Below are 14,235 nucleotides of genomic sequence, written 5' to 3'. Positions count from 1 at the left end.
CCGCAATAGGGCTTCAACAGCCCCGTTCCCCGTGACATACTGAATGAAACAAAAACCAACAGGCCCCACCATGTCCGACGATCTTCTCTCCGGCAAGACCGCGTCTGCCTCTGATTATGACGCTTCCTCCATCCAAGTGCTGGAGGATATGGAACACGTCCGCCTGCGGCCTGGCATGTATATCGGCGGCAAAGACGACCGCGCGCTGCACCACATGGTGGCCGAAATCGTCGACAACTCCATGGACGAAGCCGTGGCTGGGCACGCCACCTGGATCGAGGTTGAACTGCACGAAAACGGCCATGTCACTGTGCGCGACAATGGCCGCGGCATCCCCACCGATCCGCACCCCAAAGACCCGTCCAAATCCGCACTTGAGATCATCTTTTGCACGCTGAACGCGGGCGGCAAATTCTCAGGCGACAGCTATCAGACGTCAGGCGGTCTGCACGGTGTTGGGTCATCTGTGGTGAACGCCCTGTCCGACCATTTGAGGGTAGAGGTCGCGCGGAACAAAGAACTGATGATGATGGAATTTTCGCGCGGCGTGCCACAGGCACCGCTTGCGAAAATCGGTGCGGCCCCCAACCGGCGCGGGACATCCGTGACCTTCCATCCGGATGCCGAGATTTTCGGGTCCCTGAAACTCAAACCCGCGCGGCTGTTCAAAATGGCGCGGTCGAAGGCGTATCTGTTCTCCGGCGTGGAAATCCGCTGGAAGACGGGCATCAACGACGGTGAAACCCCGCTTGAGGCGACGTTCAAATTTCCCGGTGGTCTGGCCGATTATCTGAACGAAACACTGGCCGGGGCCACGACCTATTCGGAGAAGCCCTTCTCTGGCACCGTTGATTTCACCGAGAAATTTCAGGTCCCCGGCAAGGTCGAATGGGCCATCAACTGGACACCCACCCGCGACGGGTTCATCCAGTCCTATTGTAACACCGTTCCCACGCCCGAGGGCGGCACCCATGAGGCGGGGTTTTGGGCCGCAGTCCTCAAAGGCATCAAGGCCTACGGGGAAAGGGTGAACAACCGCAAGGCCGCGATGATCACCCGTGAGGATTTGACGACCGGTGCCGGTGCGCTGGTATCCTGTTTCATCCGCGATCCGGAATTCGTGGGCCAGACGAAGGACCGCTTGGCGACCACGGACGCCCAACGCATGGTACAACTGGCTGTAGCCGACCATTTCGACAATTGGCTGGCGTCGGACACGAAATCCGCTGGTGCGATCCTCGATTTTCTTGTGTTGCGCGCCGAAGAGCGTGTGCGCCGCAAGCAAGAGAAAGAGACCGCGCGAAAGACCGCGACCAAAAAGCTGCGTCTACCGGGCAAGCTCGTCGATTGCTCCGCCACCAACCGCGACGGGACCGAGTTGTTTATCGTTGAGGGCGACAGCGCCGGAGGCTCCGCCAAGATGGCGCGGGACCGCAAAACGCAGGCGCTTTTGCCGCTGCGGGGTAAGATTTTGAATGTTCTGGGGGCTGCGTCCTCCAAATTGAATACGAATGCCGAAATCAACGACCTGACCCAGGCGCTTGGGGTGCAGCTGGGGGCGAAATTCAACGTAGATGACCTTCGTTACGATAAGGTTATCATCATGACGGATGCGGACGTGGACGGCGCCCATATCGCGGCGCTGCTGATGACGTTCTTCTTTAGCCAGATGCGCCCGATGATCGACGCGGGCCACCTCTACCTCGCCTGTCCGCCGCTCTTCCGCGTCACCCAAGGCGCACGCCGCGTCTATTGTCTGGATGAGGCGGAGAAGAACGAAGCCTTGGCCAAGGGTCTGGGCGGAAACGGAAAAATGGACGTGAGTCGCTTTAAGGGTCTGGGTGAAATGGACGCCAAGGACCTCAAAGAAACGACGATGGACCCCGCATCACGCAAGTTGATCCGCGTGTCCATTGACGAAGACGAACCGGGCGAAACCGGCGATCTGGTGGAGCGCCTGATGGGCAAAAAGCCGGAGATGCGGTTCCAGTATATTCAGGAGAATGCACGGTTTGTTGAGGAGTTGGATGTTTGAGGGAAAGGTCCTCTAAATGCTGCACGATGATCTTGCCAAACTAGCCATCGAGTACACCTACGCGCGTGCAAAGAGCTTCGCTTCGAATGAATTTGGTAATTTTGTCAGGCATGACATTCCCATTTCCGCAAAAGAGCAGCTTCTCTTCCTTCCTTACGACCTCAAAGTAAAAGCTAGTGTTGGGGCCGGAAACTGGGCCGCCGTTCCTTGGCTTGGATTTTTCGATCCTTTGATTACCGAAAGCGCCAGGAAGGGATTTTACGTCGTCTACCTCATTAATGCGCAAACCGCAGAAATTACCCTGTCCTTAAATCAAGGAACAACCGCCGCTTATCAGAGCTTTGGAGAAAAGGCTGGACGTGACTATTTGCGACGCAATGCGGTTGAAATGAGCGCTCGAGTGCCGGAGTTTGCAGAGCAATTCAGAACTGATGCCATCGATCTAGGTTCGGAAGACTCCTTACCCCTAGGATATATGGCGGGCCATGCCTTTGGCAGGACCTATCACGCACGCAATTTGGACAAAGAACTCTTCTATAAAGACTTTGGGAAAATGCTGGCGGCCTACGAAACTCTGGTCGATAAAGGGGGCACAACGCCAGACGACGTGATGATGGAAGAAGCGGGTTCAAACGATGTGTTTGAAAGCCGAAAGCTCATCCTAGCTCGGCGTATTGAACGCGCCCCAAACGTCAGAGGTCCCGTGCTTCAGAAGCGCGGAGCAATTTGCGAAGGGTGTCGTCTAGACCCCCAAAAGCAATACAATTTTAATGGGCCCCTCAAAAACACTCCCCTAGATGTCCACCACGCCAAGCCAATTTCTGGACTGGCCGAAGGCGAAACACGCCGCTACCGGGTCCCAAATGACTTTTTGGTGCTGTGCCCGACGTGCCATCGAATGATCCACAAGCAGAAGGATCCATCCGATTTAGAAGAGCTTAGGCGCTGTCTTTCGTTTCGCCACTGATGGAACGAAAGCGGCTTAAACCCCCTCAAATCTTTGGTGGGAATAGGGTGGTGCGTCACATTGGGGGGCTGAATGTTTAACCCGCTCTTTCCCTTTCCCGCGCGCCGTCATACCCTCCTCCTCATGCGCATCCTTCTCCTCTTTCTCTTCCTCATCGGCTGCGGGCGTGGTCTGACGGAGGCGGAGCGGGTGCTGGCCGGTGGCCTCATGGGCGATGCGCTCGACACAGCCCCGATCCGACTGATTGAGGCGCCGATTGGCAACACCACGCGCACCTATGCGGCCCGCCCGCAAACCACCTGTCGTGAGAAAATCGCGCCGCCGCCCACTGGCCCGACCATCCAGACCCGCACCGCGGGGGCCGTGGCGTGGACCCATGTTCTGACCAGCCCCGACTGGACGATCCCGGATTACGCGACAGGCTACCCCGACCGCATCTACCTTGTGGCGGCGATGTTTTTTGCCCATGAAATGGTGCATGTCTGGCAGTGGCAAAACCGCGATGTGACGGGCTATTCCCCGTTCAAAGGGCTGGCCGAACACCGCCCCGGCGTGGACCCCTACCTCTTTGATCCTGCGGCAAATGTCCGCTTCCTCGACATGGGATACGAACAACAGGCCGCACTGGTGGAGGAGTTTATCTGCTGCCGCACGCTGGCCCCCGAAGGCGCGCGCACTGCACGGCTGCACGCGACCTTGGCGCAGGTCCTGCCCGTGCGCCCCATACACGAAACGCCAAAGCCCAGTGAGGTCCTTGGCGTCTACGAGAATGCAGATTTACGTGGGGTCTGTGACTAACGCCTACCCTTACCGAACGGCAAGGTTAGACACCTGCGCGCGGATGTTGGACCCGGTGTCGTCGCTGTCCGCAGACACCGCGATGCCCACCAAAGCGCCCGGCTGACCGCCAAAGGCAGAGGCGAAATCACTGGCCAGATTGACAGATTCCGAATGGCTGCCGGTGCCCGCCGACCGAAGGATCACATTGGCCCCTTGGCCCGGCGCATAGGGCGAATTCTGGATCGATCCGCGCGCATGGTTCCCCCCCCAAACATACTGCAAAATGCGCACGTTGGGATTGCCATTCAACTGACGAATATTCGCACCTTCCATGTTCACCGCATCAGCCTCGGGCAGGAACACAAAATAGATCGAGATGTTACGATCATCGCCGCCCTTACGACGCAGATCGGTGGCGGGCACAGACTGACTAACTGCCCAGTTCCAAGACGCCGCTGTGGCGCCCCAATCTGACCGGTTCGTACGGGTCCACGCCAGTGACACAGCCCCGTCCGATGCGATGGTCATCGAATTTCCGTTAAAGCTGTAGTCGTTGGAATTGAAGACTTGCAAACGCTGTTCGTTCCAGCTCCCGCCAAAGGAAATGGGACCGGCCACTGCCGTAGACGCCGCGACGGCAAGCGGAAGAACAAGGGACAGAAGACGCATAAAACTACCTTTCGTCGGGTTGATCGCAACTTGGTCAAAGCCACGGACAACCTCAATCGAAGGTTTCAAATCTCACGCGATTGTCAGGTGGACGAGAGCGCTCGGCACGCGGACCACAGCGCGTCCGGCACGTCGATTTCCCCCATGGGTCGGCGGTTCTGGCCGGGGATGCGCGCGCCGTCTTGGGCGGCGACGGCGTCAGACACGCGGGCCAGACGGGCGGCGAAATCCGCGCCAGGTTCCATCAGGATGTAGAACTGGCCCAGATCATGGGGTTTGCCATCGGGCAGTTTCAGCCCGCTGACATCCAGCGAATTGACCGATCCGGTCATGCCAGCGGCCAACACCTCAGCCATCAGGCCAAAGCCCCAGCCTTTGTAGCCCCCCGCCGACACCAGCGCGCCTTTCAGGGCAGCCTCAGGGTCGGTGGTGGGTTGGCCGTCCGCGTCCACGGCCCAGCCGAGGGGGATTTTCTCACCCGCCGCTTTGGCCATGGTGATCTTGCCCAGCGCCACAGCGGAGGTTGAGAAATCCCAGTGCATGCCGCCGTTGGGAACGGACATGGAGATGGGGTTCGTGCCGACGACCGCCGCATTGCCGCCCGGAGGTGCAACCACGGGTGAGGCATTGGTAAATCCGATCCCGACCAGCCCCGCATCCGCGATCTGTTCGGTGAAGAACCCCAGCGATGTGCAGGTGTGCGCATGGGCCACGGCCATTGTGGCCACACCGTTTTCGCGTGCGGCTTCAACGGCGTGCGGCAGGCCGCGGGTAAAGGCCGGCTGGGCAAAGCCGAACTTGGCGTCAGCCACCACTGTGCCCGCTTTGGGCCGTGTCACGACAGGGTCCACCTGCCCATCCACGCGGCCTGATGCAAGCTGGGTGCAATAGCTTTCAAGGTAGTAGAGACCACAGATGACATTGCCGAAGGCTTCGGCACGGGCCACGGCGCGGGCCACTTCGCCGGCCTGCCACGCTGCCGCCCCATGGGCGGTCAGGGCCGCTTTTGCGACCTCTTCAATTTCGGAAACGAAGACTTTCATGGCGCAAATCCTTCTGTAAGTCGCCCTTGGTCAAGGCGGATGGCGCGGTCCATGCGGGCGGCCAAGTCTAGGTTGTGGGTGGCGATCAAGGCTGACAGGCCGGAGGCGCGGACAAGGTCCATCAACGCCTCAAACACGCGGTCCGATGTGCCGGGGTCCAAGTTGCCGGTGGGTTCATCCGCCAACAAAAGCTTAGGTTTGTTGGCCAGCGCACGGCAGAACGCCACCCGCTGTTGTTCGCCGCCCGACAGGGCCGCGGGGCGGTGGCTGGCGCGTTCGGCCACGCCGACACGCCCCAGCAGGTCCATCGCATGGGCCTCGGCCTCACCCTGCGCGATGCCGTTGGCCAGTTGCGGCAGGACAATGTTTTCCAGCGCCGTGAATTCGGGCAGCAGGTGGTGGAACTGATAGATAAAACCCACATCATTGCGGCGCACAGCAGTACGTTTGCGATCGCCCAGTTTGGTCAGGTCTTCGCCCCCAATCGCCACAGTGCCCGCATCAGGCGTATCGAGAAGCCCCGCAATGTGCAGCAACGTGGACTTACCCGCCCCCGATGGGGCGACCAAGGCCACGACTTCGCCCTTGGCGACCTGCAGGGACACTTCGTGCAGCACCTGCACCTCAGTGGGTTTGCCGATATTGTAGGCCTTTTGAATACCGTCGAGTTTCAGGGTCACATCATTCATAGCGCAGCGCCTCAACAGGGTTCATGCGCGCGGCACGTCGGGCCGGAAAGATCGTCACGATCCACGACAGCGACAAGGACAGACCAATCGCCAAGAGAACGTCTTCCAACTCCAGCTTTGAGGGAATGTCGTAGATGCCGCGGATCGACGGGTCCCAGACGCCGCCGCCTGCCACGTAGTTCACCAGCGCAAAAATAGTGTCGATGTAGATGGCAAAAAGACACCCGAGGATGACGCCCAACAGCGTCCCCACCGTGCCCAGTCCCGCGCCACAAATGAAGAATATCCGCATGACGGACCCCTCGCTTAACCCCATGGTGCGCAGGATGCCGATGTCGCTGCCTTTATTTTTGACCAGCATAATCAAACCACTGATGATGTTCATCGACGCAATCAGCACGAGGATCGCCATGATGATGAACATCACATTGTCCTCAACTGTCAGGGCGCGCAGGTAGGCGCCTTCGTTGTCTTTCCACGAATAGAGGAAACTCTCCGGCCCAAGGCTGCGGTATATAGGCTGTATCCACTCCTCAACCCGGTCGGGGTCCTCGACGTAAATCTCAATCTCATCATGGACGCCGTCGCGGCTGAAGAAAGATTGCGCGTCTTCCAGCGGCAGATAAATGCGGCTGATGTCGGTCACATAGCGGCCTGTTTGGAAGATATAGACCACGTCATAGGTCTGGCGGCGCGGTGACCGGCCCCCTGCGGTTTGCACGCCCGTGGCTGATAGCAGGCTGATGCGGTCGCCCACCTGCGCGCCCAAATTGCGCGCCACGCCAGAGCCAAGGGCGATGCCACCGCCCGTGTCGGACGCGCCAAAATCCTCCAGACTGCCGCTGCTGTCTTGGGGGTTTCGCACCAAAGGCACGTCCAGCAAATCGGCCTGCGTGATGCCGTAGACCTGCACAAAGGACGACCGGTCCGCGATGGTCGCCAACCCTTCGGCGCGCACGATGGGGGCGGCGCGGGTCACGCCTTCGATCTGGCGCAGCTCTGCGGCCAATGCGTCGCCGTCTTGCAAGGTGTCGACGCGGCGCATGACCTCAACCGTTTGGTCGCCTTGGGTCACAGTGATGGTTTCATTGTAATTTTGGCGCAAGGTCAGATGGGCGTTCGCGCCCACGATCGTGTCCACGAAATCCGCGCGAAACCCCGACCGCACGGCCAGCACCGCAATCAAAGCAAAGACCGCCAGCGTCACACCAATCAGCGAAATCCACGTCATCACGCTGACCCCGCCCTCGGCGCGTTTGGCGCGGATGTAGCGCCATGCGATCATCCATTCGAACCGTGCGAAGGGGGCGGTTTTACCGGCCATTTGTGCTGCCTCTTTTACTGTGGGCTGAGTTAACGGGGCCGGTGCGTCAAGGTCAATGGCCCAAGATTTATGCAGGCTGGGCAACCCACCACAGATTGCCGCAGGGGTCCGTGAAACCGGCCATAATTTCGCCGTGAGGCCGCGTGTTGATCGCCATGGTGATCTGCGCGCCCAACGCCGTAGCCGCTTCAACGGCTGCAGCCACATCGGCCACCTTCAGATGCATTTGTGAGGTCTGGGGGCGATAATCGTCAGAGCTGCTGTTGACCATGATCATCGAAGGCCCGATCAGCGCACGCGCATGCTGGATACGCCCGTCGTCGTAGCGGTCCTGTTTGATGACCCTCGCGCCGAAAACCTCACCGATGAAGCGCAAAAACAGGTCTGCGTCTTCAACGGTAAAGTACGGCGTCACGGGGCCGCGACCGGCAGCGTTCGCGCCGGTCGCCCTGGTCTCAGCCATTGCCCAAACCGTGCGCCTTATAAATGTCGACGATCTTGGCCACCGCCGCCTCTGGCGTCAGTTCCTCACTCTCGCCCGTGCGGCGCGATGTCAGTTCAACGACGCCATTTTTCAACCCACGTGGCCCCACGGTGATCCGCCATGGCAGGCCAATCAGGTCCATCGTCGCAAATTTGGCGCCGGCCCGTTCGTCGCGGTCATCATAAAGCGGTTCAAGCCCTGCCGCGGTCAGCGCGTCATACAGCGACTGACAGGCTGCATCCGCCATATCATCACCCTGCTTGAGGTTGACGATGCCCGCGTGGAACGGCGTGACACCTTCGGGCCATATGATGCCCTTGTCGTCATGGCTGGCCTCAATAATCGCGCCCAACAGACGGGACACGCCGATCCCGTGGGACCCCATGTGCACAGGCGTGGGTTTGCCGTCGGGGCCCTGCACTGTCGCCCCCATCGCGTCGGAGTATTTCGTGCCGAAGTAGAAAATCTGCCCCACTTCGATCCCGCGCGCCACGCGGCGGCGGTCTTCTGGGACGTCATTAAACAGCGCCTCATCGTGAGTCTCATCCGTGCGGGCGTACAGTTCGGTGAATTCCTGCATGACGCCTGCGCATTGTTCAACGTTGTCGTAGTCAATCTCACGGTCGCCAAAGGTCAGATCGGTGACAGCGCTGTCGTAGAAGACCTCAGATTCACCGGTGTCGGCCAGCACCAGAAATTCGTGTGTGTCGTCCCCGCCAATGGGGCCTGAATCAGCGCGCATGGGGATCGCTTGCAGGCCCATGCGTTCATAGGTGCGCAGGTAGCTGACCAGATGGCGGTTGTAGGCATGCAGCGCGTCTTCCTTGGTCAGATCAAAGTTATAGCCGTCCTTCATATAGAATTCACGGCCCCGCATGACCCCGAACCGAGGACGCCGTTCATCGCGGAACTTCCACTGAATTTGATAAAGCGTCAGCGGCAGCGATTTGTAGCTGGCCACATGGGACCGGAAGATATCGGTGACCAGTTCTTCGGCTGTGGGTGTGAACAGCATCTGATGGTCATGGCGGTCGGTGATGCGCAGCAACTCGTCCCCGTAGGCGTCATAACGCCCGCTTTCACGCCACAGGTCCGCCGATTGAATCGTGGGCATCTGGATGGCGATGTGGCCTGCCTTGGCCTGTTCCTCATGCACGATCTGTTCGATCCGGCGCAGCACTTTGAAGCCCAGCGGCAGCCACGAATAGATACCGGCGCTGGCCTGTTTGATCATCCCCGCCTGCAACATATAGCGGTGGCTGACGATCTGGGCGTCACGGGGGCTTTCTTTGAGGACGGGCAGGAAATAACGGCTGAGGCGCATGTCAGGTCTCTTTCAGATCAGGTTGGCAGTGGTGTAGCAGACCGCAACAAATGGGCAAGCAGACAGCGCATCTGCACGCATAAACATGCCGTTTGGATCAAAGAATTCACTTGATAACATGGAGGTTATCGAAGTGACCCAAGGTGACCTGCGTCGCGTAATCCCCATCACAACATGAAACAAACTTGGGATATCCAAAATGAAAACGCTTTCCACATTCGCTGCCGCTGCCACCCTCGCCGTTGCCGGGTCCGCAGCCTCCGCGGCCTCCATCACCGAAATCGCCGCTGGTGATGAACGGTTCACCACGCTGGTTGCTGCCGTCACCGCCGCAGGTCTGGCCGACACGTTGGCAGGCCCCGGCAATTTCACCGTCTATGCGCCCGTGAATGATGCCTTCGCAGCCCTGCCTGAGGGCACCGTGGACACGCTTCTAATGGAAGAGAACCGCGACCAGTTGACGGATGTGCTGCTTTATCACGTAGACGACCGTGTGCTGATGGCAGGCGATTTCCCTGCTGGGTCCAACTACTTCAAACCGATCAACGAAGCTGAGCGTCTGTGCATCACGGCCTCTGCGGGTGGCGTATCCATTGCGGATGGCACGGGTCAGATGGCCAATGTCATCGTCGCCAACATCGAAGCCGACAACGGTGTGATCCACGTGATCGACAAGGTGCTGCTGCCCGGCACACGTCCGGCCTGCCACTAAATCCTGCGACACTTGGCCGGTGGTCGCATCCGCCCGACCACTGGCCAAACCGGCCCTGCGCACCCCCAAACGCGCAGGGCCTTTTCATGCGGGCTTGCTTGCAAAGACGCGGCACCTGCGCCAATTAGGTCTTATCCCGAACCACAGGAAGACCGCGCGCCATGGCCATTTCCCCCCAAAAGCAGCTTCAGTATTGGGGCATCGCGGCCCTTGTCCTGATTTTCTTGCTCTATGCGCTTGGCAACGTCCTGCTGCCCTACATCTTGGGCGGCGCGCTGGCCTATTGCCTTGATCCCATCGCCGACCGGCTTGAGGCCTGGGGCCTGAGCCGGATCATGTCCACCGTGGTCATTACGCTGTCGGGCATTTTCCTGTTTATCTTGATCTTTCTTTTGGTCGTGCCGACCCTGATCGGACAGCTGGGGGAATTGATCGCCCAGATCGGTCGTATCGTCGAAGACCTGCCCGGCACTTGGGAAGGGATCAAACTGTGGCTGAGCGAACGTATCCCCGGCCTCAATGTGCAGGGCGATTTCATGCAGGAACAAATCCAGACGCTGGGCGCTGCCATCCAGTCCCGTTCGGGCGAGGTTGTGAATGCCCTGCTGTCGTCCGCCCAAGGCATCATCAACGCCATTGTGCTGGTGGTGATCGTGCCCGTCGTGACCTTCTATCTGCTGATGGATTGGGACCGTATGGTCGCCCAGATCGACGATCTGCTGCCCCGTGACCACCAATCCACGATCCGCGATCTGGCCCGCCAGATTGATCGGACACTGGCGTCGTTTATTCGCGGACAAGGCACGGTCTGTTTGATCCTTGGGACATATTACGGCCTCGCCCTGATGCTCGCGGGCCTGAACTTTGGCCTTGTGGTCGGGCTGATCGCGGGCCTGATTTCCTTCATTCCCTATGTGGGCGCCTTGGTTGGCGGTGCGCTGGCCATCGGGCTGGCGCTGTTTCAATGGTGGGGCGGCACTGAGGTGGTGGATGGCGAAACCATCCAGACCGGCATCAACTGGCTGCGCATCGGCATCGTGGCCGCCATCTTCGCCTTTGGCCAATTCGTCGAAGGCAATTTCCTGACGCCCAATCTTGTCGGCTCCTCCGTGGGGCTGCACCCTGTGTGGCTGATCCTCGCGCTGTCGGTCTTTGGGTCGATCTTTGGCTTCGTCGGCATGCTGATCGCCGTGCCCGTGGCGGCTGTCATCGGTGTTCTGGCGCGCTTTGCGATACAGGAATACAAGAACGGGCGCCTTTATAAAGGCACCGTTAAGGACGACTGAGATGGCCCAACAGCTGGCCTTCGACCTGCCTGCGAATGTGCGGTTGGGACCTGAGGATTTCTTTGTCTCTCAGGCGAATGAACAGGCCTTTGCCCTGATCCGCGCGCCGCAGGCTTGGCCTGATGGGAAACTGGCACTGGTCGGCCCCGCAGGCTGCGGCAAGACACATCTGGCGCGGCTATTTGTGGCGCAAACCGGTGCGGTGGTGGTCGATGCCGCACTGATCGACCCGAACGCCCCCCTGCCCGACGCGCCTTGCGTGATTGAAGACGGTGAGGCGCTTCCACCGGCTGCGCAAGAATGGCTGTTTCACACTCACAACCATTTGCGCGCGGCAGGCCTGCCGCTGCTGTTGACCGGCCGGACAGCCCCGGCCCGTTGGGACATCGCCCTCCCTGATTTGCGCAGCCGCCTGTCGGCGGCCACCACGGCGACCATCGGGTCCCCCGACGATCCGCTGTTGATGGCTGTGTTGCTGAAACACTTTCAGGACCGCCAACTGGCCCCCGCGCCAGAGGCGCTGAATTACCTGCAACGTCGCCTGCCCCGATCATTCGAGGCTGTGCGCCAGATCGTCGAAACCCTCGACCGTGAGGCGCTGGCCCAAGGCAAGGCTCTCACACGGCCCTTCGTGCGCGATGTGCTGGACTCTTTGCCCCCCCTTGGGTGATAGTGACACCTCCCCGTCACAATTTCATGCAACAAGGTGCTGATGACACAGGCAGATTTCCTCAAGGCTGATTTCCCCGACCCCGTGGACGCAGACGGCGACCTGACAGGGCCCGCGCGCTATTTCAACCGTGAACTCAGCTGGCTGGGGTTTAACTGGCGTGTGCTGGAAGAGGCGGAAAACCCCCGCGTGCCGCTGCTGGAACGGCTGCGGTTCTTGTCCATTTCGGCCACTAATCTTGACGAATTCTACACCGTCCGCGTGGCGGGCTTGCGCGAATTGGCCCGTGAGGGGAACACGACACCGTCGATTGACGGCCTCACCCCGCAAGAGCAACTCAAACTGATCGGCCAAGACGCGCGGAACCTGCTGGGGCGCCAGCAAAAGGTCATCAGCGATCTGCGAGAGGAGATGGAGAGCGAAAACATCCAGATTCTCACCCGCGATGACCTGACCGAGGAAGACCGCGAATTCCTGCGCGATGTGTTCTTCAAACAGGTGTTTCCCGTCCTGTCGCCTTTGGCAATCGACCCCGCGCACCCCTTCCCGTTTCTGCCCAACGAGGGCTTTGCGCTGGCGCTGGAACTGGAACGCAAACAGGACAAACGCCCCCTGCGTGCCCTGCTGCCCGTTCCCCAACAGATCGACCGCTACATCGCTGTGCCCACGATAGGTGGCCACCGGTTCCTGCCCCTCGAAGACCTGTTGATGGATCAGCTGGACGGGCTATTTCCCGGCTACAGCATCAAAGGGTCCTGCGCTTTTCGCGTGTTGCGCGACAGTGACCTTGAGGTCGAGGACGAGGCCGAAGACCTTGTGCGCGAATTCGAAGTCGCCCTGAAACGCCGCAGGCGGGGGGAGGTCGTGTCCATGCGCGTGTCCGCCGGTGCGCCCGCCGGACTGCGCAAACTGATTATGGAAGAACTCCACGTCACGGAAGACGAAGTGGTCGACATCAACGGCGTCATCGGCATGGCCGATCTGAAGGAATTGGTGCTGGACGACCGGCCCGATCTTCTGTGGCCCGCCTTCGCCCCGCGGGTGCCCGAACGGGTGTCCGACCACGACGGCGACATGTTCGCAGCCATCCGCAAAAAGGACATGCTGCTGCACCACCCCTATGAGACGTTTGATATGGTCGTGCGCTTCCTGCGACAGGCCGCCAACGACCCCAAGGTCGTGGCGATCAAACAGACCCTGTACCGGACGTCCAAACGGTCCCCCATTGTCGAGGCCCTGTGCGAGGCCGCCGAGGATGGCAAATCCGTCACAGCACTTGTCGAACTCAAAGCGCGCTTTGATGAGGCCGCGAATATCCGTCAATCGCGCCGTCTGGAACGGGCGGGTGCCCATGTGGTCTACGGGTTTCTTGACCTCAAGACGCACGCGAAGATCAGCACCGTGGTGCGCCGCGAAGGCAAGGAATTGGTCACCTACACCCACTACGGCACCGGCAATTACCACCCCATCACGGCCAAGATTTACACCGATCTGTCGTTCTTTACCTGCGACGCGGCCCTTGGGCGCGATGCGACCAAGGTGTTCAACTACCTCAGCGGCTACGTGCAGCCCGAAAACCTTGAGAACCTGTCGATCTCCCCCCTCACCCTGAAATCCGAACTCATCAAAATGATCGAGGCCGAGGCCACGCATGCCCAAAACGGCAAGCCTGCCGAAATCTGGGCGAAGATGAACAGCCTCGTGGAAGAAGACGTGATCGACGCGCTTTATGCGGCCAGCCAAGCGGGGGTAAAAATCAGCCTGATCGTGCGGGGTATCTGCGGGCTGCGGCCGGGCATCAAGGGTCTGTCTGAAAACATCCGCGTGAAATCCATCGTGGGACGTTTCCTCGAACATTCGCGCATCGTGTGTTTTGGCAACGGCAAGGGCCTGCCCAGCAAAAAGGCGCGGGTGTTCTTTTCCTCCGCCGACTGGATGGGCCGGAACCTCAACCGCCGTGTGGAAACCATGGTTGAGGCCACGAACAACACCGTCAAAGCGCAGATCGTCAGCCAAATCATGGCCGCGAACCTCGCTGATGTGGCGCAAAGCTGGACCATGGGGCCCGATGGCGCCTTCACCCGCGCGAAAGTCGAAGACGGCACTTTTGCTTTCAACTGTCACCGGTTCTTCATGGAAAACCCGTCGCTGTCAGGGCGTGGTTCGGCAGGCGCGTCGGATGTGCCGCAACTGACCCACACTGAGGACTGAACCGACACCAGCCGCCGCGCGTTGACAGCGCATAGGCGGCT

The 14,235-nt window shown here is 59.9% G+C and carries 13 protein-coding genes; 7 read left to right on the top strand and 6 right to left on the bottom strand.

The features are described 5' to 3' along the window. Positions 1-70 precede the first annotated feature (70 nt). From ACTG36_RS08305 to ACTG36_RS08295, 3 genes are all read left to right on the top strand, one after another. Positions 71-2,035, top strand: a complete 1,965-nt coding sequence (locus tag ACTG36_RS08305) for a DNA gyrase/topoisomerase IV subunit B (protein ID WP_375281369.1) — start codon at positions 71-73, stop codon at positions 2,033-2,035. 16 nt (positions 2,036-2,051) lie between these two features. Then, on the top strand, positions 2,052-3,002 hold the full coding sequence (locus ACTG36_RS08300) for an MrcB family domain-containing protein (RefSeq protein WP_375281368.1): 951 nt from the start codon (positions 2,052-2,054) through the stop codon (positions 3,000-3,002). 72 nt (positions 3,003-3,074) lie between these two features. After that, the gene (locus ACTG36_RS08295; protein WP_375281367.1) at positions 3,075-3,800 is read left to right on the top strand and encodes a hypothetical protein; all 726 of its coding nucleotides are present in this window, start codon (positions 3,075-3,077) and stop codon (positions 3,798-3,800) included. A gap of 9 nt (positions 3,801-3,809) precedes the next feature. Here ACTG36_RS08295 and ACTG36_RS08290 read toward each other — a convergent pair whose 3' ends face one another. From ACTG36_RS08290 to proS, 6 genes are all read right to left on the bottom strand, one after another. Further along, positions 3,810-4,451, bottom strand: a complete 642-nt coding sequence (locus tag ACTG36_RS08290) for a DUF3047 domain-containing protein (RefSeq protein ID WP_439141988.1) — start codon at positions 4,449-4,451, stop codon at positions 3,810-3,812. Positions 4,452-4,534: 83 nt separating this feature from the next. Beyond that, a complete protein-coding gene (locus tag ACTG36_RS08285; protein ID WP_375281364.1) occupies positions 4,535-5,494 on the bottom strand; it encodes an Ldh family oxidoreductase in 960 nt (319 codons plus the stop codon). Then, positions 5,491-6,183, bottom strand: coding sequence for an ABC transporter ATP-binding protein (locus ACTG36_RS08280; RefSeq protein ID WP_375281363.1), 693 nt, complete (start codon positions 6,181-6,183; stop codon positions 5,491-5,493). The genes ACTG36_RS08285 and ACTG36_RS08280 overlap by 4 nt, the downstream gene beginning before the upstream one ends. After that, the gene (locus ACTG36_RS08275; protein ID WP_375281362.1) at positions 6,176-7,507 is read right to left on the bottom strand and encodes an ABC transporter permease; all 1,332 of its coding nucleotides are present in this window, start codon (positions 7,505-7,507) and stop codon (positions 6,176-6,178) included. Before ACTG36_RS08275 ends, ACTG36_RS08280 begins: the two co-directional genes overlap by 8 nt. A gap of 67 nt (positions 7,508-7,574) precedes the next feature. After that, a complete protein-coding gene (locus tag ACTG36_RS08270; protein ID WP_375281361.1) occupies positions 7,575-7,970 on the bottom strand; it encodes a VOC family protein in 396 nt (131 codons plus the stop codon). Beyond that, on the bottom strand, positions 7,963-9,315 hold the full coding sequence (gene proS, locus ACTG36_RS08265; protein WP_375281360.1) for a proline--tRNA ligase: 1,353 nt from the start codon (positions 9,313-9,315) through the stop codon (positions 7,963-7,965). The genes ACTG36_RS08270 and proS overlap by 8 nt, the downstream gene beginning before the upstream one ends. Positions 9,316-9,514: 199 nt before the next feature. Between proS and ACTG36_RS08260 the strand changes: the two genes are divergently transcribed. From ACTG36_RS08260 to ACTG36_RS08245, 4 genes are all read left to right on the top strand, one after another. Continuing rightward, positions 9,515-10,027 carry a fasciclin domain-containing protein gene (locus tag ACTG36_RS08260; protein WP_375281359.1) on the top strand — a complete coding sequence of 171 codons (513 nt, stop codon included), beginning with the start codon at positions 9,515-9,517 and terminating at the stop codon, positions 10,025-10,027. 161 nt (positions 10,028-10,188) lie between these two features. Further along, positions 10,189-11,313, top strand: coding sequence for an AI-2E family transporter (locus ACTG36_RS08255; protein ID WP_375281358.1), 1,125 nt, complete (start codon positions 10,189-10,191; stop codon positions 11,311-11,313). Position 11,314: 1 nt separating this feature from the next. Continuing rightward, positions 11,315-11,983, top strand: coding sequence for an HdaA/DnaA family protein (locus ACTG36_RS08250; RefSeq protein WP_375281357.1), 669 nt, complete (start codon positions 11,315-11,317; stop codon positions 11,981-11,983). A 42-nt stretch (positions 11,984-12,025) separates the two neighbouring features. Further along, positions 12,026-14,194: an RNA degradosome polyphosphate kinase gene (locus tag ACTG36_RS08245; protein WP_439141983.1), complete on the top strand. Its 2,169-nt coding sequence runs from the start codon at positions 12,026-12,028 to the stop codon at positions 14,192-14,194. Positions 14,195-14,235: the final 41 nt, after the last annotated feature.

This window comes from Pseudooctadecabacter sp. (assembly GCF_965657175.1).
Lineage (GTDB): Bacteria > Pseudomonadota > Alphaproteobacteria > Rhodobacterales > Rhodobacteraceae > Octadecabacter.
Note: the sequence above shows the minus strand (reverse complement) of the source record. Positions and strands in the feature narration are given on the sequence as shown.